The 20145-nt window shown below is 65.4% G+C and carries 23 protein-coding genes; 5 read left to right on the forward strand and 18 right to left on the reverse strand.

The window, feature by feature from the left end; all coding sequences use genetic code 11:
- Positions 1–6 precede the first annotated feature (6 nt).
- From AAC014_RS08845 to AAC014_RS08855, 3 genes are all read left to right on the forward strand, one after another.
- Entirely contained in the window at positions 7–1173 is a 1167-nt protein-coding gene (locus AAC014_RS08845) for a hypothetical protein (RefSeq protein WP_339707088.1), read from the forward strand.
- 74 nt (positions 1174–1247) lie between these two features.
- On the forward strand, positions 1248–2021 hold the full coding sequence (locus tag AAC014_RS08850) for a sterol desaturase family protein (RefSeq protein WP_339707090.1): 774 nt from the start codon (positions 1248–1250) through the stop codon (positions 2019–2021).
- A gap of 8 nt (positions 2022–2029) precedes the next feature.
- Positions 2030–3175, forward strand: a complete 1146-nt coding sequence (locus tag AAC014_RS08855; RefSeq protein WP_339707093.1) for an N-acetyltransferase — start codon at positions 2030–2032, stop codon at positions 3173–3175.
- Here AAC014_RS08855 and AAC014_RS08860 read toward each other — a convergent pair.
- The 10 genes from AAC014_RS08860 to AAC014_RS08905 form a co-directional block, all read right to left on the reverse strand.
- The gene (locus tag AAC014_RS08860) at positions 3172–3942 is read right to left on the reverse strand and encodes an exodeoxyribonuclease III (protein WP_339707096.1); all 771 of its coding nucleotides are present in this window, start codon (positions 3940–3942) and stop codon (positions 3172–3174) included. The two genes, AAC014_RS08855 and AAC014_RS08860, sit on opposite strands and share 4 nt — an antisense overlap.
- Positions 3943–3973: 31 nt before the next feature.
- Positions 3974–4303, reverse strand: a complete 330-nt coding sequence (erpA, locus tag AAC014_RS08865; protein ID WP_339707863.1) for an iron-sulfur cluster insertion protein ErpA — start codon at positions 4301–4303, stop codon at positions 3974–3976.
- Between the two features lie 63 nt (positions 4304–4366).
- Positions 4367–5509, reverse strand: coding sequence for a M23 family metallopeptidase (locus AAC014_RS08870; protein ID WP_339707099.1), 1143 nt, complete (start codon positions 5507–5509; stop codon positions 4367–4369).
- 110 nt (positions 5510–5619) lie between these two features.
- On the reverse strand, positions 5620–6417 hold the full coding sequence (locus AAC014_RS08875) for a ferritin-like domain-containing protein (protein WP_339707102.1): 798 nt from the start codon (positions 6415–6417) through the stop codon (positions 5620–5622).
- Positions 6410–6871 carry a peroxiredoxin gene (locus tag AAC014_RS08880; protein WP_339707865.1) on the reverse strand — a complete coding sequence of 154 codons (462 nt, stop codon included), beginning with the start codon at positions 6869–6871 and terminating at the stop codon, positions 6410–6412. Before AAC014_RS08880 ends, AAC014_RS08875 begins: the two co-directional genes overlap by 8 nt.
- Entirely contained in the window at positions 6871–9636 is a 2766-nt protein-coding gene (locus AAC014_RS08885) for a bifunctional [glutamine synthetase] adenylyltransferase/[glutamine synthetase]-adenylyl-L-tyrosine phosphorylase (RefSeq protein ID WP_339707105.1), read from the reverse strand. Before AAC014_RS08885 ends, AAC014_RS08880 begins: the two co-directional genes overlap by 1 nt.
- Positions 9637–9650: 14 nt before the next feature.
- Positions 9651–10397, reverse strand: a complete 747-nt coding sequence (locus AAC014_RS08890) for a NepR family anti-sigma factor (RefSeq protein WP_339707108.1) — start codon at positions 10395–10397, stop codon at positions 9651–9653.
- Between the two features lie 22 nt (positions 10398–10419).
- The gene (locus AAC014_RS08895) at positions 10420–10560 is read right to left on the reverse strand and encodes a hypothetical protein (RefSeq protein ID WP_170151780.1); all 141 of its coding nucleotides are present in this window, start codon (positions 10558–10560) and stop codon (positions 10420–10422) included.
- Positions 10561–10628: 68 nt separating this feature from the next.
- A complete protein-coding gene (locus AAC014_RS08900) occupies positions 10629–11423 on the reverse strand; it encodes a response regulator (protein ID WP_339707115.1) in 795 nt (264 codons plus the stop codon).
- Between the two features lie 180 nt (positions 11424–11603).
- Positions 11604–12071 carry a hypothetical protein gene (locus AAC014_RS08905; protein WP_339707118.1) on the reverse strand — a complete coding sequence of 156 codons (468 nt, stop codon included), beginning with the start codon at positions 12069–12071 and terminating at the stop codon, positions 11604–11606.
- Positions 12072–12083: 12 nt separating this feature from the next.
- Here AAC014_RS08905 and AAC014_RS08910 point away from each other — a divergent pair, with 12 nt between their 5' ends.
- Together AAC014_RS08910 and AAC014_RS08915 are read left to right on the forward strand one after the other, a co-directional pair.
- Positions 12084–13253: a histidine kinase dimerization/phosphoacceptor domain -containing protein gene (locus AAC014_RS08910; RefSeq protein ID WP_339707121.1), complete on the forward strand. Its 1170-nt coding sequence runs from the start codon at positions 12084–12086 to the stop codon at positions 13251–13253.
- Positions 13254–13467: 214 nt separating this feature from the next.
- Positions 13468–13599: an entericidin A/B family lipoprotein gene (locus AAC014_RS08915; RefSeq protein ID WP_339707124.1), complete on the forward strand. Its 132-nt coding sequence runs from the start codon at positions 13468–13470 to the stop codon at positions 13597–13599.
- A gap of 29 nt (positions 13600–13628) precedes the next feature.
- Here AAC014_RS08915 and tatC read toward each other — a convergent pair whose 3' ends face one another.
- The 8 genes from tatC to argS form a co-directional block, all read right to left on the reverse strand.
- A complete protein-coding gene (gene tatC, locus AAC014_RS08920; RefSeq protein WP_339707127.1) occupies positions 13629–14405 on the reverse strand; it encodes a twin-arginine translocase subunit TatC in 777 nt (258 codons plus the stop codon).
- Positions 14402–14731 (reverse strand): Sec-independent protein translocase protein TatB, encoded by a 330-nt coding sequence (gene tatB, locus AAC014_RS08925; RefSeq protein WP_339707130.1) that lies wholly within the window; start codon positions 14729–14731, stop codon positions 14402–14404. Before tatB ends, tatC begins: the two co-directional genes overlap by 4 nt.
- A 23-nt stretch (positions 14732–14754) precedes the next feature.
- Positions 14755–14982, reverse strand: a complete 228-nt coding sequence (locus tag AAC014_RS08930) for a twin-arginine translocase TatA/TatE family subunit (RefSeq protein WP_121051966.1) — start codon at positions 14980–14982, stop codon at positions 14755–14757.
- An 82-nt stretch (positions 14983–15064) separates the two neighbouring features.
- Positions 15065–15703, reverse strand: coding sequence for an SMC-Scp complex subunit ScpB (scpB, locus tag AAC014_RS08935; RefSeq protein ID WP_339707139.1), 639 nt, complete (start codon positions 15701–15703; stop codon positions 15065–15067).
- Positions 15700–16461 (reverse strand): ScpA family protein, encoded by a 762-nt coding sequence (locus AAC014_RS08940; RefSeq protein WP_339707142.1) that lies wholly within the window; start codon positions 16459–16461, stop codon positions 15700–15702. Before AAC014_RS08940 ends, scpB begins: the two co-directional genes overlap by 4 nt.
- Positions 16458–17465: a beta-N-acetylhexosaminidase gene (nagZ, locus tag AAC014_RS08945; protein ID WP_339707145.1), complete on the reverse strand. Its 1008-nt coding sequence runs from the start codon at positions 17463–17465 to the stop codon at positions 16458–16460. Before nagZ ends, AAC014_RS08940 begins: the two co-directional genes overlap by 4 nt.
- A gap of 7 nt (positions 17466–17472) precedes the next feature.
- Complete coding sequence (locus AAC014_RS08950; RefSeq protein ID WP_339707148.1) at positions 17473–18327, reverse strand: SPOR domain-containing protein; 855 nt, start codon at positions 18325–18327, stop codon at positions 17473–17475.
- A 1-nt stretch (position 18328) separates the two neighbouring features.
- The gene (argS, locus tag AAC014_RS08955) at positions 18329–20062 is read right to left on the reverse strand and encodes an arginine--tRNA ligase (RefSeq protein ID WP_339707151.1); all 1734 of its coding nucleotides are present in this window, start codon (positions 20060–20062) and stop codon (positions 18329–18331) included.
- Positions 20063–20145: the final 83 nt, after the last annotated feature.

Here is a 20145-nt window from a genome sequence, read left to right on the forward strand (position 1 = left end):
CGTATTATGGCCCCCAAGCGTGTCGCTTTCCTGTTCGTCGGCGGCGCGCACCAAGTGCTACACAGCGCATCCGTCGCGGCGGAGCTTGGACGCGATCCGCGCTTTGAAGTCACCTGCTTCGTTACCCAAGACGACGAGCGCCGCATGCTTGAAGAGGTCGCGCGTGCGTGGCCCGATTCGCGCCTCTTGATTACCGATTTTCCTGCGCCGCGCTGGTCCGTGCTGATGGGCAGGATCATTCCCGGGCTGCGTGCAATGAAACTGCCCCGCCTTCTGGCGAACAAGGGACGTCTTTCCAGCTTCGATGCGGTCGTTCTCACCGAGCGGACATCGACGATCCTGAAGAAGCTGCCGGGGTGTCCCTTGCTCATCCACATTCCGCATGGCGCAGGGGATCGCGCGCGCGGTTTCGAACCCCGGCTGCGGCTGTTCGATTTCGTCATCGTATCGGGCGAGAAGGACGCCCGCCGCATGACGGACGCAGGCCTCGTCTCGAAGTCGCGTATCGCGGTGTCCGGTTCGACGAAACTCGACGCGCTCGAACGTCTCGGCGCGGGTCGTCCAAAGTTGTTCGACAACGACAGGCCCACCGTGCTGTACAATCCTCATTTCGATGGGAGGCTCGGCTCGTGGCCGCGCTGGGGCGCGCAGATTATCGACGCGTTCGCGGCGCAATCCGAATTCAACCTGATTGTCGCGCCGCATATTCGGCTGTTCGAGGGCGCATCAGCAGCGGAACGCGCGGCGTTCGAGGCGCGTGCCATTCCCGGCCGCCTCATCGTCGACGCCGGGTCTGCGCGTTCGTGCGACATGACGTATACCAACGCCGCCGACATCTATCTGGGCGATGTCAGCAGCCAGGTTTACGAGTTCCTTGCCCGCCCCCGTCCTTGCGTGTTCCTCGATAGCACAGGCGCGGACTGGAAGGATGATCCGAATTACGCCTTCTGGCACTTTGGCGATGTGGTGACGGACCTCTCCGACGTTCTCCCCGCCATTACGCGCGCGGGCGCGGCGCACGCCGCCTACAGCGCGCGGCAGAACGCCGCGGTGTCCGCTGCCGTCGGCGGCGATTGGAGCGGCGCATCGGCACGTGCAGCGGCGGCGATCGCTGGGTTTCTCACTGGCGTTTCCGCGTCCCATGCACTGGCATCGACCACAGTGCGGTCCTAAATATGCCGTATTGCGACGAAATACAGGCGGCATCAGGCTGCGGCCAAGGCCGCGAAGTGCACAGGATCAAAGGTATGCAGCTTCTCAAGGGCTATCGGCTCGGCATGTGGAGCAAGAGCCACAATCTGTCGAAGATGACGTTCCGCGAGCTCGTCGTCGCGTATTTCCAGTATTACGCCATTCAGGCGTATTTGCTGCTGACGGTGGCTTGCGCCTATGTCGCTTATGCCTATCCCACGACGCTGCTGCGCGGCGCGGCCTCCGCCGCCATCGCCGTCGCGGCCTATCCGCTGGCGTGGTTCCTGCTGCACCGCTACGTCCTCCACAGCAACTGGATGTTCAAGTCGCCGCTGACGGCGCGGACGTGGAAGCGCATTCACTACGATCACCATCAGGACCCGAACCACCTCGAGGTGCTGTTCGGCGCGCTCTACACGACGCTACCGACCATCGCGATCGTCACCATCCCCGTCGGCTACGCGATCGGCGGCATCGGCGGCGCGGCCTGGGGCTTCGGCGCCGGGCTGCTCACCACCTGCTTCTACGAATTCTGTCACTGCATCCAGCATCTCTCCTACAAGCCGCGCTCGCCGTGGCTGGTCGAGATGAAAACGCGCCACATGGAACATCATTTCCATGACGAGGATGGCAATTTCGGCATCACCAGCTTCGTGTGGGACAAGGTTTTCGGCACCTATTACCAGCGCCCCGAACGCCCGGAGAAGAGCGAGACGGTGTTCAACCTCGGCTACACACCGCAGGCTGCCGAGAAATGGCCGTGGGTGGCATCGATGTCCGGCGGCGTCGCCGAGGGCCATCCGCGCCAGCGCATAAAAAAAGCGGCCTGATTCTCGGCATGGGGGGCGGCATCTCTATCCGGCCGGTCGTGACCGCGGCCGACCGCAAGACGTTCGTGGATCTGCCCTGGGCGCTTTACGCCGATGATCCGAACTGGGTGCCGCCACTGAAGAGTGAGGTGCACGGCCTGATCGGGGGCGCGAAGAGTAACCCGTGGTTCGAGCACGCCGAGGCCGCTCTCTGGCTGGCATGGCGGGATGGAAAGCCCGTCGGGCGCATCTCCGCGCAGGTCGACCAGCTCGTGCTGAAGCACATGGGCGCGGGCACCGGCCAGTTCGGCATGTTCGAGTGTGTCGACGATCCAGCGGTTGCCACGGCGCTGCTGGAGACGGCGGAAAGCTGGCTACGGGAAAAGGGCATGACACGCTCTCTCGGACCGTTCAGCCTTTCGATCTGGGATGAGCCCGGCCTCCTCGTCAGCGGCTTCGAACTGCCGCCCACGGTCATGATGGGGCACCACCTGCCCTATTACGAAGCGCTGGTCGAAGGCAGCGGCTACGCCGGTGTGAAGGATCTGCACACCTACGAACTGCCGATCGCGACCGGATTCCCGCCCGCGTTCAACCGGATCGTTGCGGCGGCGGAGAAATCCAGCCGCATCCGAATGCGCAATGTCGACAAGTCCCGCTTCGATTCCGAAGCCGCGCTAATCCTCGACATCCTGAACGATGCCTGGTCCGACAACTGGGGCTTTATCCCGCTGACCCCTTCGGAAGTGGCGTATGTCGGCAAGAAGCTGAAGCCGATCGTCTTCGAAGACCTGATCCGCATCTGCGAGGTGGACGGCGAGCCCGTGGCCTTCATGATCACGCTGCCCGATGTCAACGAGATGACTGCCGACCTCGACGGCAAGCTGCTGCCGTTCGGCTGGGCGAAGCTGCTCTGGCGGCTGCGCGCGCCGAAGGTCCGCCGGATGCGTGTGCCGCTGATGGGCGTGCGCAAATCGATGCAGGGCAGCCGCCTTGCCAGCTTCATGGCGCTGATGATGGTCGAGCACATCCGCCGCACAGCCGTCAGCGTTTACGGCGCGACGCAGGGCGAACTTGGCTGGGTGTTAGATGACAACGGCCCGATGAAGTCGATCGCCGAGATCATCGAATCGAAGATCACGAAGACCTACCGGGTCTACGAAAAGGCGCTCTAAGCGATATCGATCCAGACCGGCGCGTGGTCGGAGGCCTTCTCCGCCCCGCGCGCCTCGCGGTCCACGGTCGCGTTCGTAAGCCGGTCGGCGACGCGCGGGCAGAGCAGAAAATGATCGATGCGCAGGCCCGCGTTCCGCGGCCAGCAGCCCGCCTGATAGTCCCAGAACGTATAGAGATGGTCATCCGACGGGTGCACGGCGCGCAGCGCTTCCGTCCAGCCCTGATGGACGATCCGGCGTAGCGCGGCGCGGGATTCGGGCTGCACGAGCGCGTCGTTCGCCATCGCCTGCATACTGAACACGTCGCGGTCTTCGGGCGCCACATTGTAGTCGCCGGCAAGCACCGTAGGCATTTCAGAGGCCAGCAGCAGCGCCGCGCGCGCTTCCAGCCGCTTCATCCACGCGAGTTTATAGTCGAACTTCGGCCCCGGCTGTGGATTGCCGTTCGGCAGATAGATCGAAGCGATGCGAACACCGTTTACATCGGCTTCGAGATAACGCGCCTGCTCATCTGCGTCGTCCCCGGGAAGCCCGCGCTGCACTTCGGCTGCGGGCTCGCGGCTGAGGATCGCGACGCCGTTGAAGCCCTTCTGACCGTGGACGAGGACGTGATAGCCGAGCGCCTCGATATCCGCCGCCGGGAAGCGCTCATCGATGCACTTCACTTCCTGCAGGCAGGCCACGTCCGGCTTTCGGCTCTCGAGCCATTCGAGAAGGCGCGGCAGGCGCGCGGCGATTCCGTTGACGTTGAAGGTGGCGATGCGCATGGCGCAGGGCTAACGCCCCGCACGCGTGCGGTCAAACCGAGAAGGACGTGCCGCAGCCGCAGCCCGACGCCGCGTTCGGATTGCGCACCTGAAAGGACGCCCCGCCGAGGCTTTCGACGAAATCCACTTCGGAGCCTTCCAACAGATCGAGGCTAACAGGATCGACGACAAGCTTCACGCCCCCGGTTTCGGTCGTGAGGTCTTCGGGCGCGATCTGGGTTTCGAGGCCGAAGCGATATTGAAAACCCGCGCAGCCCCCGCCTTCGACGGAAAGCCGCAGGATTGCAGGCACGCCGCCCTGCCGGGTGGCAATGGCGGCAACGCGCGCCGCTGCGGCTTCGGTGAGGTGAAGTGCGCTCATGCCGCAGAGATAGGGGTTTGCGGTACGCAGTTCAATGACGCGCACCGCAGATGATAAGAACGATCAGTTCCCGGTCGGCTCCGCAGGACCGCCCACCGCGATTGTACCGGCGCTCTGCTGCGCGGCGAGCACGCGATCGCCGGCTTCGAGGAACGGCATCGGGTTCACCTGGCGGCCATCGATCAGCACTTCGTAGTGGAGATGGCTGCCCGTGGAACGGCCCGTGGAGCCCATGCCGCCAATCTGTTCGCCACGGGCGATACGATCGCCCTTTTTCACGTCGAGACGCGACATGTGGCCGTAGCGCGTCACGATGCCGGCGCCGTGGTCGATTTCGACATATTTGCCGTAACCGCCCGGATGATAGCGCGCATCGACGACAACGCCGTCCGCAGCCGCGTGGATCGGCTCGCCGACCGGACCGGCCAGATCGACGCCCTTGTGCATCGCGGTATCGCCCGTGAACGGATCATAGCGAACGCCGTAGCCCGAGGTGTAGGTGTAAGCCTTCACCGGCTTCAGCGACGGAATGGCGCTCATGCCCTTTTCGAGCAGATCGAGCTTCTGCCAGCTGACGAACAGCGCCTTGAACTGCGGCTCTGCGCCCGCGAGCGGCGAATCCGCCTTCTCTTCGGGGCCGCCCATGCCGAACGTCGACTGTTTTAGAAAACGCGTCGGCTGAAGACCCAGACGGCGAATGAGCGCGCTCGATGACTCGAAGCGGGCCTCGGCAGCCGTGCGGGCGTGATCAGCAAGCGCAAGCTGTGCGCGGTCCAGCTCGGCGAGCGGCTTCAGGACCGCCGAACCGCCGACGCCTGCGGCAGGCGCGAGCGCGGGCATCAGCGCCGCGAGCTGTGACGGGTCCGCCTTGCCGGAAACGAGCTGGGCGAGAAATTGCTGGCGCTGCTCGACGCGCGCCGTCGTCTTCGCGACACCCTGGCGCAGCGCCGCGAGTTCGGCGCGCATGGCGGAGACTTCGTTCTCCGCCGACGCTTCGACCGTGCTGCTGCCGATCATCGCGCTCGTCGCCACTGCCGTGTAGGTCAGCAGCGCGGCAAGGCCGCTGAGGCCGATGACCTGCGCGCGCGTCGTCAGGCGGTACACCTGCATACCGACATCGCGCTTGTAATGAAGAAATTCGCGCTCGGGCAGCCGCTTTGCGACCTTGTCCCGAAACCCGGATGCGACCGTTTTTAAATCCAGCACCAAACAAGACCCCCGCACTGCGCAAACGCGATGTCCGCGCAATAGATTCGTCTAACTCGTGTTTTTGGACCCCATGCCCTCCGAGCCCGGAGCGTTAGGTGACAAGCCGCCTAAGCGCTTGCAAGTGAATCATAAAATGCCGGCGTCAGACCGGCCTCGATTCGCGCCGAGTCGTTGAAGGGGCGTTTCAACGCACCTTTGAATCGGGAACTGACTAGGAACTGGAACGTTTGGGCCGGTTCGATTCGCAGTTCGTCGCAAAGGTGTCGGAACCAGCGATTCCCTACCGAAACATGAACAATTTCATCGTGGTAGATCGTGTTCAGAATGTCGGCGCTTAACGTGTCGCCTGCTGCGCGCAACCGGGATTCGGTCGCGGGCGTCACGTCGAGACCGCGCGCCTCGAGCACCTGGGGGACCACGGCGAGCCGTGCGAGCAGGTCGTCTGCAGTCGCCATCGCCGCCTCCCACAGGCCGTCGTGCGCAGGGAGATCGCCATAGGCTGCGCCGAGGTCCGCGAGCCGATCCGCAAGCAATCCGAAGTGCCGCGCCTCATCGTCCGCCACCGCCACCCAATCGTCGGTGAAGGCGCGCGGCATGGCACCGCCGAAACGGCCCGCCGCGTCCCACGCGAGGTCGATGGCGTTGAATTCGATGTGGGCGAGCGCGTGCAGCAGGGCGATCCGGCTGCGCTCCGAACCTGCCCGCCCCCGTTTCGGCATCCGCGAGGGCGGCAGCAATTCGGGATGCGGAGGACGCGCGGGGCGATCCGGCATCGCCGCGTCGTAAACGGCAGCGAGTTCGCCCGCGCGCCAGCGCCCCGCATAGTGCCGGGAAAGCCGCGACTTCTCCGCCGGGTCGGCCGTCAGCAGAACCTCGGCCGCAGCCGCGCCGATCGTCTCAGCCAAGCGCCTGCGCCGCCTTCAACACGGCCTCGGCATGGCCGGGCACCTTCACCTTGTGCCACACTTCGGCGATCTTGCCGTCGCGGCCGATGAGGAAAGTCGCACGCTCGATACCCATGTATTTGCGGCCGTAGAGCGTCTTTTCGACCCAGACGCCGTACTGCTCGATGGCCTTCGCGTCGGGATCGGAGCCGAGCTTCACGCCGAGGTCGTGCTTTGCCCGGAACTTCCCGTGCTTCGCGACCGTGTCCTTGGAAACGCCGAGCACGACGGTGTCGGCCTTGTCGAATTGCGGCAGGAGCCCGGTGAAATCGATCGCCTCGCGCGTGCAGCCGGACGTATCGTCCTTCGGGTAGAAATAGAGCACGAGCTTCTTGCCCGCGAAATCCTTGAGGGACAGAGGCCCATCTTCGCTGTCCAGCGTGAAGGCGGGCGCTTTCGAACCGGGCTTCGTCATCATCGTGCCTTTCGTTTGACCTCGAACACCGCCTCCCAGGCGGCAAGAACGGCCCTTTTGGCGTCCTCCAGCGCGGCTTTCAATGCGTCGAAATCAGCCATGCGCGTGGCGGCCGCCATCATCGCCTTTGCCGCCGCGGGTTGCTTCGGCGGTTCGTCGCCCTCGATCAACCGGAGAACGACGAGCAGGCGCGTCATCAGGTCATGGGCGCCGAGCACGTCTTCGGACAACGCACCCGCCTTCACGAAATGCGCCGTCGCCGCGCCGAGATCGGGATCAAGACCCTCGCGTCGCGAAAGCTGGAGGAAATGCACGATGAATTCGAGATCGATGAGCCCGCCCGGCGCGTGCTTCACATCCCACAGGCCGCCATCGCGGCGGGCCTTCGCCATGTCGCCGCGCATCTCCAGCACTTCGGCCTTGAAGCGCTCTGTATCGCGGGGCTTTGTCAGCGCCGCCGTGATGCCCGCCGAAACCGCGGCGCGGTCTTCCTCCGTCCCATAGACGACGCGCGCGCGGGTGAGCGCCATGTGCTCCCAGCTCCACGCTTCCTCCAGCTGGTAGCGCGCGAACGTATCGATATTCACCGCGAGCAGGCCCTGCTGGCCGGAGGGGCGCAGGCGCGTATCCACCTCGAACAGCGGCCCCGCGGCGGTGCTGACGGTAAGCGCCCCGGTGAGGCGCTGGCCGAGCCGGTTGAACCATGTCGTCGCGGGCAGCGCCTTCGCGCCGTCCGACATCGCCTCGTGGTGACCGCTGAAAAGGAACACGAGATCGAGATCGGATTTCTCGGTGAGGATAGCGCCGCCATAACGGCCGAAGCCCAGCACAAGCAGCCGCCCGCCGGGCACGCGGCCGTGCGTCTCGGCGAACTCGGCCTGTACCGCATCGGCGAGCACGGCTATCGCGGCGTCAGCGAGTTTGGCGTGATCGCGCCCGACGCGGATCGGGTCCGCGCCGCCCTCGATGATCTGCACGCCGAGCTGGAAGCGGCGTTCGGCCACGAAGCGCCGCACCTCGTCGAGCTTGAGTTCCAGCGCATCGTGGCGGCGAAGGCGCGCGCGCAGCATGTCGGTAAGGTCTTCGGCGCACGGCAGCGGCGCGAACGCCTCGTTCGACAGCATGATGTCGACGATCTCAGGCCGCCGCGCGAGCTTACCCGCGAGCACCGGCGCCAGTTCCAGAACGCGCGCGAGAAGCAGCGCGACGCGCGGATTCGCCTCGATGAGCGCGAAGAACTGGATCGAGGAGGGCAGCGCGCCGAGAAAGTCGTCGAAACGCAGCAGCGCCTCTCGGCCGGTTCCCGCCGCGGCGAAGGCTTTGATGAGACCGGGGAGCGCGCTTTCGAGCTCGCGCTGGGCCGCATCGCTGCGAAGCGCGCGGTAGCTGCGGTCGCGCCAGCGGGCGATGAGGTCTGCAAGGTCGGCGTGCGGACCGATCCCGGCTTTCTTGAGCGCAGCCTTCAGCTGGGCGGGTTGGCGCGGCAGGCGGTCCACTTCGGCCTCGGCGATCAGCGCGTCGTAGATGCGGCCGACGGCGATCGCATGGCGCTTGATCTCGCGCTCCATCGCCGCCCAGTCGCGATACCCCGCGAGCGCCGCGAGATCCTTGCGCTCCGGCGCACGCGTCGGGATTTGGTGGGTCTGCGCGTCCTCCAGCATCTGCAGGCGATGCTCTGACGTGCGGAGCACGCGGTAGGCAGCGGCGAGCGTCTCCGCCTCATCGGGCTTGATGCGTTCCGCCGCGACCAACGCCGCGAGCGCATCGAGCGTCGCGGGCTGGCGCAGCGTCCAGTCGCGCCCGCCGAAGATCAGCTGGTGGATTTGCGCGAAGAACTCGACCTCGCGGATGCCGCCGCGCCCACGCTTCAGGCAATAGCCGGGGCCGACCTCCTGCCGCTCATCATAATGGTCGCGGATCATCAGCGACATGTCTTGAATGTCGCGCACCGCGGTGTAATCGAGCGAGCGGCGCCAGACGAAAGGCTCGATCGCGGCAAGGAAGTCCTTGCCCATCTTCACGTCGCCGCCCACGGCACGCGCACGGATGAACGCCGCGCGCTCCCACGCCAGCGCTTCGGACTGGTAATAGGTCTCCGCGCCGCGGATCGGCATGGCGATCGGCGTCACCTCGGAGGCCGGCCGTAGCCGAAGATCGACGCGGAACACGTAGCCACCCGAATCCCGCATCTGCATCAGCTCGACCATCCGGCGTGCGATGCGGACTGCGGTATTGTCCGGGTCGTCGCCCTCGCGCACGGCGAGCTGGTCGCGGTCGTACAGCAGGATCAGGTCGACATCGCTCGAATAGTTGAGCTCGCGACTGCCGAGTTTGCCGAGCGCGATGGCGGTGAAGCCTTGCGGTCCCGCGCCGGGCATACGCTCGTCGATGGCGATGCGGATCGCGCGGTCGATGGCGCGGTCTGCAAGATCAGACAGCGCCGCCGTCACCTTTTCGAGCGGCCAGCGGCCGGAGATGTCGGCGAGCGCGATGGCGATGGCCGCGATACGCTTTGCCTCGCGCATCGCGGCGCCGTCGGCATCCGGGCCGTCAAGCAGCGCGAGCGCCGTTTCCATCAGCGGCTCGGGGCCTTCTGCGAGGTAGCTCAGGAGCACCTCGTCCTCGCGGCGCATCAGCGCGCGCAGATAGGGCGAATGTGTCCATGCGCGGGCACAGGCGTCCACATCCTCAAGCGCGGCGGAAATGCCGGTTTCGGTGAGTATACGTACGAGTTCGGCCGGCAGCGCTGGCGTTTTCTCCGCCAAGGAGAGCCCTTTCGTTAGTCGCGCGCCAGCTGATCCACCTGTCCCATGATCTCGTCAAGCGCAGTCGTGCCCGATGCGGTCGAACCGCGCCGCGACGGCAGCCTGCCTTCCGCGATCACGAGCTCGAGCGCGGCGCGGCCGCGCGCAACGCGGCTCTTGATGGTGCCGACCGCGCAGTCGCAGATCGACGCCGCCTCTTCATAGGCAAACCCGCCCGCGCCAACAAGGATCAGCGCCTCGCGCTGCGCAGGCGGCAGTTCGAGGAGTGCGCGCTGCAGGTCGGCGAGTTCGATCTGCTTGTCCTGCCCGGCGGGCGCGGACAGGATCCGATCGGCGACGAGTTCATCCCACTCGCCCTTGAAACGCGCGCGGCGCATCTGGCTGAGGAACAGGTTGCGCAGGATGATGAAGGTCCACGCGCGGATGTTCGTCCCTGCCTGAAAGCGATCGCGCGCAGCCCACGCCTTCAGCAGCGTTTCCTGCACAAGATCGTCCGCCATGTCGCGATTGCCCGAAAGCGAACGCCCAAAGGCACGCAACTGCGGGATGATCGCCGTAAGCTCATCCTTGAACGCCTTGTCGGAAAGCTGCCCCGTCTTTGGCTCTTCGGGGCTCGTTTCCAGCCGGGCAAGCAGGTCGAGAAACGCCTGCGGCAGTGGCTGTGTTGCCGCATCGGCGTAGGCGGAGCGGAGGAATCCACCGATCACATCTGCACTGACGGGGCTGGCGGCGCCCTGCCCACCGATCTTCTGTTCGATCATGTCTTTCCCCCTCGGGTCGTTTTCAGCGCGACCAGAAAAACAGCAGCGCCGCGAAGATCAGGACCACCATCGTAACCGAGAACATCAGGATATACCGAACGATGTGCGGGGTTTCCCCGGCCCTCGCCTGGTTTGTCCTCACTGTTTCATGGTCTTTTTCCATGGCCCTGACTCCTACTTGGTGAAGGCTATGCCTCTGTCCGTCCCCTCACAAGGCAGCGAACGGAAGCATCATTGCATTGCCGCGGTGCTATTGAAGAATAGCGCCTGCGCGATCGCCGCGGAAACGGTCGAACGCTGGAACGGCTTTGTGATGAGGAAGGTCGGCTCCGGACGCTCGCCGGTGAGGAGGCGCTCCGGAAAGGCCGTGATGAAGATCACGGGCACTGAGAATCGGCCGAGAATGTCCTTCACCGCGTCGATGCCCGAACTGTCGTCCGCAAGCTGGATGTCCGCCAGCACAAGCCCCGGCTCGGTTTCGATCGCCAGCGCCACCGCCTCATCGCGCGTGACCGCTATGCCGGTCACATCGTGGCCGAGATCCCGCACGATGCTGTCGAGGTCCATGCCGATAATCGGCTCGTCCTCGATGATGAGCACGCGTGTGTGCGTCTGCCGGCTGATTTCGTCCATGGCTTCCTTCACGAGACCCGAGACACTGTCCGGGTCCAGATCGATCAGATAGCCGACGTCCTCGTGCGAAAAGCCCTCCATCGCGGTGAGCAGCAGCGCCTGGCGCGACAGCGGCGTGATCGCTGCGAGACGTTCGTGGGCGGCGCGCTCGAAATTGGTTGCCGCCGGCTCTTCCGAATCGACGTCGATGTTCGAAGAAGACCAGATGGCGTGGAAAACGCGGTAGAGTGCCAGCCTTTCGTCCACATCGCGCGGAAAATCCTCCGGCGCGCTCACGATCGCTTCCAGCGCCGCGCGCACGTAAGTGTCCCCGTCGCGCTGCGTTCCCGTAAGAGCCCGCGCATAACGGCGGAGCAGTGGAAGGTGCGGCGCGAGCTTCGCTGCCAATGTCATGTGTTTGTCTGCCTCCTAGAAACCCGGACCACCCCCGAATGGTGGCCACCCCACACGAAAGTGGCGGCAAGCATTGGAACGGTCGAGCCTTTCTTTTGTTTCGCCCCATATCTAAGTTCGTTGGGGACAATGGCTGAAAACGTAGAAATTCAGGTTTCGGGCCAAGATTCAGGCCCGGGTTCAGGGCAAAGTTCCGGCCAAGGTTCTGAACTCAAAGGGTCCGGACCACGGCGTTCGCTGTCTTTTCAGCTCGCTGTCGCCCTCACGCTCGCCTTGCTGCCGATCGGCATTCTCGCCGCCGTTTTGGCGGCCGACGGCATCCGAAACGCCCGCGAGGCGGAACTTGTGCGCGCCGAAAACCAGTTCCGAGCGACCGCGCGTGTCGTCGATGATCTGCTCAACGTCGATTTTCTCGTTTTGCGCGCTTTGCTTCGCAACGAAAGCGGCCTCAATGACGGCCGGACATGCAATACCGAAGCGGCGAACGCACTCGACGACGCGGAAACCTTCGATTCGATCATCTGGGCCGATAGCCTTGGCCGCCCGATCTGCCAAAGCAACGGCGGCACCAAGCCATCGGCCGCCGAACTCACGCTCCTTGCCGCGGAAAGCGAACGTGAAAACCTGATCTGGCCTGGCGGCGATCATGTGTTCTTGGCTGTGCGTGAAGAACCCAAAACCGGAGAGCCCGGGCTCATTGTAGCAACGGCATCGATTTCGCGCCTGAAGGCACGCCTCGGCGAGATCGCCGCGATGGAGGGCTCCACCATCGTCTGGCTGGGCGACAAGGCGATCCTTGGCAGCGCCCCACCTGGCGCCTCGGTGCCAGGTGGGCTCCTGACGGTGCGCCGCGTGAACGAGTCTGGCGGGCGCGGGCAGGTCGTCGCGGCGGGCCCGCTTTCGATTGCGCCGTTCGCGCTCACCACGATCGTTCCCGCTACACACCTTGCCGCAGCGGATGTGCTCGCGATCGCGGCGCCATCGCTGATGTGGATCGCCGCACTGCTCATCGGCTGGATGGTCGTGCGGCGATTCGTCGTGCGCCCGCTGCAGAACATGGCAAGCGGCGTGCGCGCCTACGGCGCGGGCGACGACCGGGTGCGCCTTTCGGGACGTGCCGGACAGACCGACGAGATGCAGGCCTTCGCCGAGACGTTCGACGCGATGGCGCAGGACATGGCGGAAGCGCGGCAGGAGGTGGACGCCGCGCTCACCGAACAGCGCCGCCTGACGCGCGAGGTCCACCACCGCGTGAAGAACAACCTCCAGATCATCGCCAGCCTCATCAGCATCCAGGCCCGCGAGGCGGACGGGGCCGATGTGGCGCGCGCCTATGCCAGCATCCAGATGCGTGTCGGCGCGCTTTCGATCGTGCACCGCTGGCTTTACGAGGAAAGCGAAACGCAGGGTGTGAATTTCACGGCGCTTGCCCATGACCTGTGCGCCAGCCTTCAGCAGCTCATTCCCACCGCGAAGCTTGTCGAGCCGCGCATCAACACGCACCTCGAGCGCCTGCATATCAGCCAGGATGCCGCCGTGCCGCTCGCCTTCCTCATCACCGAGGTGATCGCATTCGCCGCCCGTCTTGCGGCGGCGGAGGGCCGCGAAAAAATGGTGATCGATGTTCACGTCCGCCGCACCGAACGCGGGGGTGAATTGCAAATCTGCTCGGACGCATTCGGAGAGGACGATCCGTTAGCGCCTACGGAGACCCGCGCTGCCGCGCGCATCGTAAGCGGGATGGTCCGTCAGCTCCGCGGGCGGCTTACCTACGATGCCGACGTGCCCTGCTATAGTGTTGAATTCCCGCTGAAGCCTCGGGCGAGATAAATTTCTTTCAGGCGATGGAACCGCGCCAGCGATTCGTCGTTAATGCGATACGGACAGCGAACTTTGCCCCCCCGCTCTCGTTGTCCCACAAGAGCCCGTTTGCCTGCCCCCCGCCGGCATCGGGCTCTTTTCTTTTTGTGCTGCTCCGGAACGGTCCGATGAAACCTATTGAGGCGACAACCGTTTTCTCCGGGTAGTTTATGGGAGAATGAACATGCGCAATAAAATGGGTGCAAAGATCGCTGTTATCGTTGCGCTGCTGGCCGCTGCTGCCTGCAACACGGTCGAAGGTGTCGGCAAGGACGTCCAGTCGGCCGGCGAAGCGGTCGAAGACACGGCCAATTAAGCGTAAGAGTCGGGAAAACGGGGACGCGGCTACTCGGCGGCGTCCCCTGCTTCCTCCGCAGATTTCACACGCGCGGCGCGGCGATCAGTAAGAATGATGCCAATAATGCCCGCCTCATAGAGCACCATCAGCGGGATCGCGAGCAGCAGCTGGGAGATCACGTCCGGCGGTGTGAGCACGGCCGCGACTACGAAGGCGCCGACGATCGCATAGCGGCGGAACGAGCGCAGCTGCGCGACGTTCACGATCCCCGCACGCGCCAGCAGCATCAACAGCACCGGCAGCAAAAAACAGAAGCCGAACGCGAAGATCAGCCCCATCACGAACGACAGATAATCGTCCATCGCCGGCAGCGCCTGCTGCGGAATACCCGCATCCGTCGTCTGGAAGCCCAGCAGGAACGTGAAGACCGTGGGCATCACCACGTAATAGGCGAGCGCAGCGCCCATCGTGAAAAGAACCGGCGTTGCGATCAGGAAAGGCAGAAATGCCTTCTTTTCCGACTTGTAGAGCCCTGGCGCGATGAACAGCCAGAGCTGGTTCGCGATGATCGGAAACGCGATCAGGAACGCCGCGAACAGCGCTACCTTGATCTCCACGAAAAACGCTTCGTAGAGCTTCGTGTAGATGAGCTGCGAGGCCTTCGCCTTCACCAGCGGCTGCACGAGAAAGGCGAAAATATCGTCTGCGAACGCGAAGCAGATGCCGAACGCGGCAATTAGTGCGATGACGCAATAAAGCAGACGCTGGCGCAGCTCGATCAGGTGATCGAGAAGCGGGGCCTTGCTGTCGTCAATGTCTCTCATGCCTGCGGCTTGCCTGTGTCGGGCGCCGTTTCAGGTGGCGGGACGTCTTCGGCGGGACCATCCGCTGCCGGTGCCGACGGTTCGGGAGTCGCGGGGTGCGCCTTCATGATCGCAGCGTTCTGCGCTTCCCACTGCTTCTGCATGTCTTCCATCTCCGCTTCGCGGATCATGGCATCAACGCCGGTGCGGAAGTGCCGCGCTGTCGCGCGCGCCTTGCCGACCCAATTGCCGACGGTGCGCAGCAGGCGCGGCAAGTCCTTCGGCCCCACGACGAGGAGCGCGATAATTCCAATCAGCAGGAGTTCGGGCGCGCCGACGTCGAACATTTATTCGTCCGGATGGAGGACTGTCAGCTACGCGGCGTTTCCTGGGGCGTTTCGCTGCGGATCGTCTGGTCGGGCGAAGCCTGGCCAAGCTGACGGGGCTGGGCGGGCGTTTCGTCTTCGGCGAGCCCCTTCTTGAAGCTCTTGATGCCCTTGGCGAGGTCTCCCATCACATCCGAGATTCGGCCCTTTCCGAACAACAGAATGACGACGATGCCGACGATCAGCCAATGCCAGATGCTGAAACCACCCATGGTCCGTACTCCGTTTCCGCTGCCCGCGATATCGGCAGCGCCTTAGCCCCTGTCTAGTCCCCCGCACGCAAAATTGCGAATCCTAGAGCGCCTCGTCGTCCATTTCTTCCTCGGTGTCGGTCTCGTCAGCGTCCGGGGTTTCGGGCGGCTTTTCGAACTGGAGCTGGTTCATGGCGACATCGATAGGTTCAAGGAGACCCGCTGCCTTCAGCTCGGCGAGGCCCGGCAGATCCCGGCGCGTGGAGAGTCCGAAATGGACGAGGAAACCCTGCGTCGTCGCATAGAGCAGTGGCCGTCCCGGCACTTCGCGGCGGCCGGCCGGACGCACCCACCCCGCCTCCATCAGCACGTCGATCGTGCCCTTCGAGATCGAAACGCCGCGAATTTCCTCGATCTGCGCGCGCGTCACGGGTTCGTGGTAGGCGATGATCGCCAGCGTTTCGAGCGCCGCGCGGGAGAGCTTGCGCGTCTGGTCCTCGTCGCGCCGCAGGATATCGCCGAGGTCCGCCGCCGTCTGGAAGTGCCACTTGCCGCCGCGCTGCACGAGGTTGACCCCGCGCGGCGCATAGCTTTCCGCAAGCGCATCGAGCAGCGGCTGCACCGGCGTGCCTTCGGGCAGGAATTCGGCGATCTGCTCGCGCGTCAGCGGCTTGTCGGCAGCGAACAGCGTCGCCTCGATGATGCGCTGGAACCGGAGATCGTCGTCAATCGCGTCGCTCATTGGCGCTTTCTGAGAAAGAGAGGGGCAAAACTATCCGCCTGCGACAGCTCGGTCTTGCCGAGCCGCGTGAGCTCGAGCGCGGCGACGAAGCTGCTCGCGACGCTCGACCGGCGGAAGTCGTCATCCGTGATGCCGTCCGGCAGGAAGCTTGACAGCACGGTCCAGTCAAGCGCGGTGCCGAGCATCGATTCGAGCCGATCCAGCGCCTCTTCGAGCGAGAAGACCGGGCGCCGCCGTACCGCGTACTCGCGCGGTGTCTGACGGCCCTTGATCGCGCCATAGGCCTTCAAGAGGTCGTAAAGCTCGCAGTCCCATGTGGCGCTCGTCACAACGCGCACGCCCTCGGGGGCGCCGCGCATGAAGACGTCGCGCCCGGTCTGGTCGCGCGCCAAAAGCCGCGCGCCCGCCTCGCGCATCGCATCAAGGCGTTGCAGGCGCAGTTGCAGGCGCAGCGCCAGCTCCTCAGCGCTCGGCTCCTCCTGCTCCTCCTTCGGCAGCAATAGGCACGATTTCAGATAGGCGAGCCATGCCGCCATCACCAGGTAATCGGCCGCCAGTTCCAGTCGCAGCGTCTTCGCATCGGCGATGAAGACGAGATATTGCTCGACGAGTTCGAGGATCGATATCCGCGCCAGATCGACCTTCTGCGCGCGCGCGAGGTGCAGCAGCACATCGAGCGGACCTTCCCAGCCCTCGATATCGAGGTTCAGGCGTTCGCTTTCGTTGCCATTGAAGTCGATCGAAACGATCTCGGTCATGCGGCGGAGACTAACAGTGCGTCCCGCCTCGCGACAAGCGCCGCGACGTCGGTTTCGCCCTCGGCGCGGCGCCAGGCCATCGCGCGTGCCAGCCGGTCGAGCGCTTCCGCGGTCATCGCTGGCGCGGTTTCGCAAAGCATGGCGTTCTCGGCAAAGTCTCCGCTGCAGTGGAGCGCGAGGTCGCAGCCCGCCGCGAGCACACCCGTGAGCCGTTCCGGAAGCGTGCCGCCCAGCGCGCTCATGCCGAGATCGTCCGCCATCAGCAGGCCATCGAAACCGATCGTGCCGCGAATCGTCTGCTCGACAACGATCTTCGACTGCGAGGCGCAGGCGGCGGGGTCGAGCGCCTCGTAAAGCACATGTGCGGTCATCGCCATCGGTGCAGCGGCGAGCGCGCGGAACGGCGCGAAATCGGCTTCGAGTGCCGCACGATCCGCCGTGACCACGGGGAGTTCAAGGTGACTGTCCGCCGCTGCGCGCCCGTGCCCCGGGATGTGCTTGACGACACCGACGACGCCGCCCGCGCGCAGCCCTCGCAGCGTCGCGTCGCCGAGCGAGGCGACCGCGCCCGGCTCCAGCGCATAAGCGCGGTCGCCGATGATGTCGTGCGCGCCCAGCACCGGCACGTCGAGCACCGGTAGACAATCGACGCTGATACCGAGGTCCGCGAGCGTGAGCGCGATCGCCTTGGCATTCAGCCGCGCCGCCTCGATGGCCGTGACGGGCGCCACGCCAAACACCTCGCCGAAGCGCCGCGCCGGCGGAAACAGCGGCCAGTGCGGCGGCCCGAGCCGCGCGACGCGCCCGCCTTCCTGATCAATGAGGATCGGCAGATCGTCCCGCCCGACAAGCGCGCGAAGATCGGCGGTCAGCGCGCGCACCTGCTCAGGCGTATCGATATTGCGCGCAAAGAGGATATAGCCAGCCGGGTCAGCCGCGCCGAACAGCGCGCGTTCGTCGTCCGTGATATTAAGCCCCGAAAGGCCGAGCAGCAGCGGCGTCACGCGCGGCTCAGCGCACGATCACGCACTGTTCGCCCGCCGCCTGCACGGCCGCGCAAACGCTGCCGGCCTGCGCTTCGGAAGCGATGCCGCCCGCGCGCAGGCGGTAAAGCGTCTTGCCGCCGCTTTCGACCGGCTGCACCGACTTGCGCAGGCCGCCGAGTGCGCCAACACGCCCCGAAAGCTTCGACCACACCTGATCGGCGCTCGCCGTGCTGTTGAACGCGCCGAGCTGGACGGTAACGCTGCCTGTCGCCTTTGCGGGCTCTGGCTTCGGGGCTGCAGCTTTCGCGGGCGCGGGCTTCGGCGTCTCGACTTTCTGCACCGGCTTCGACGTTTCCTTGACCGGGGGCTTCGCGACCGGCTTTTCCACCGGCTTCGGCTGCACCTTCTCGGCGGGAAGCGCCTTCTGCGCTAACGGCGGCACGGTCGCGCGCGCTACCGTGCCGGGTTCGGGCACCGGCGCACTCCGCACGGGCGCTGCCGGAATGACGGGCACGGGCTCTTCAGGGATCATGTCGAGCGCAAGCTCGCTGTCGGGATCCTGCCCCTCGGCGACCGAGTGCGTCAGGCTGTCGGCATCCACATCGAGCCCGCCGGGATCGTCGGGGCGGACCTTGTAGGCCCCGTCCGGCGCCTGGATGAGCGGCACCTCGTCGGTCGCCGCAACCGTATCGGTGCCGCGGCCTCCGCCGATCCATTCGACCACGAACCACAGCACCGCGACAGTCGCCACAATGATGGCACCCGCGATGATGAGGCCGCGATAAGGGAAGGCCCGGCCCTCGTCCTCATCCTCCGGCTCCGCGGGCTCGAGCCACGGCAGCGCTTCGTCGTCCTCGTCATCCCGGTAACCGCGCGCCATCTCAGTGCATCTCCTCGACCGGGGTCACACCCATCACATGAAGGCCGTTCGCGATAACCTGCCCCAGCCCACGCGCCAGCGCCAGCCTCGCGTTGGTGATGCCGGGATCGTCCGCGATCAGGTAGCGCTTCGAAGGATCGTCGTTGCCCCGGTTCCAGTTCGCATGGAACGCAGCGGCAAGATCGCCGAGATAGAAGGCGATGCGGTGCGGCTCACGCGCGTTCGCCGCCGCCTCGATAATGCGCGGCCACTGCGCGGCAAACCGCACGAGATCGAGCTCGGTCTCATCGAGCCGGGCGAGATCAGCCGCCGAGGGCGCGGCAACGGTGAAACCCGCCTCCGCCGCCCGGCGCGCCAGCGAGTAAATCCGCGCGTGCGCATACTGCACGTAGAAGACCGGATTGTCCTTCGACTGCTCCACCACCTTGGCGAAATCGAAATCGAGCGGCGCGTCGGCACGGCGCGTCAGCATCATGAAGCGCACGACATCTTTGCCGACCTCGCGCACCACGTCCGCCAGCGTCACGAACGAACCCGAACGCTTCGACATCTTCACGGGCTCGCCGGCGCGGAACAGGCGCACCATCTGCACCAGCTTCACGTCGAACGGCTTGCCGTCCGTCAGCGCCGCGACCGCCGCCTGAATCCGCTTCACCGTGCCCGCATGGTCGGCGCCCCAGATGTCGATCAGCTGGTCGGCGCGCTCGGCCTTGCGCTTGTGGTACGCCATGTCGGCGCCGAAATACGTCCACGACCCGTCCGACTTCTTCAGCGGCCGGTCGACATCGTCGCCGAACGCGGTCGATCGGAACAGCGTCAGTTCCACCGGCTCCCAGTCGTCGGGAAGCTCGCCCTTCGGCGGCTCCAGAACGCCTTCGTAGACGTAGCCCTTGGCGCGCAGTTCGGCCTCGGCCCGGTCCGCCTCGCCCGCCGCCTGCACCTCGGCTTCGGATGAGAAGAGATCGTGGTGGATGCCGAGCAGCGCGAGATCGGCCTTGATGAGCACGAGCATCGCGTCGACAGCGCGCGTGCGGAACAGCACCAGCCATTCGCTCTCCGGCTTGCCGACCCAGGCGTTGCCGAACTCCGCCGCGAGCGCTTCGCCCACCGGCTTCAGATAATCGCCCGGATAGAGGCCCTCGGGAATCTCGATCGCCTCGCCCAGCGCCTCGCGATAGCGCAGGTGCACCGAGCGCGCGAGCACATCCACCTGCCCGCCCGCGTCGTTCACATAATATTCGCGCGTCACTTCGTGCCCGGCGAATTCAAGCAGCGCGGCGAGCGCATCGCCAACCACGGCGCCGCGACAGTGGCCCATGTGCATCGGTCCCGTGGGATTGGCCGACACGTACTCGACATTGACGTGAACGCCCTTGCCCATGCCGGTGCGGCCATATTCGCCGCCTGCCGCCAGAATGGCGTTCAGCTCGCTGATCCAGACAGCGGGATCGAGGCGGATGTTGATGAAGCCCGGCCCCGCCATCTCCACGGATGCGACGCCCCACGCCTTGGCAAGCTCAGCGGCAAGCGGCTCGGCGATCGCACGCGGCGGCTTGCCCGCGGGCTTCGCCAACACCATCGCGGCGTTGGTGGCAAGGTCGCCGTGCGAAGGATCGCGCGGTGGTTCGAGCGCCACCGCCTTGCGGTCGAGCCCGACCGGAATCGTCCCCGCCGCCTCCAGCGCATCGAGCGCGGCGTGGACCGCCGCCGTATAGGTTTCAAAAACAGTGCTCACGACCAGGCCTGCTATCTGCAAAAATGAGATTTGCCCGGGGCCTTACACCGCTTTCCCCGTGCGCGCCAAGCATCCGTCGCCGT

The organism is uncultured Sphingosinicella sp., from assembly GCF_963974575.1.
Lineage (GTDB): Bacteria > Pseudomonadota > Alphaproteobacteria > Sphingomonadales > Sphingomonadaceae > Sphingosinicella.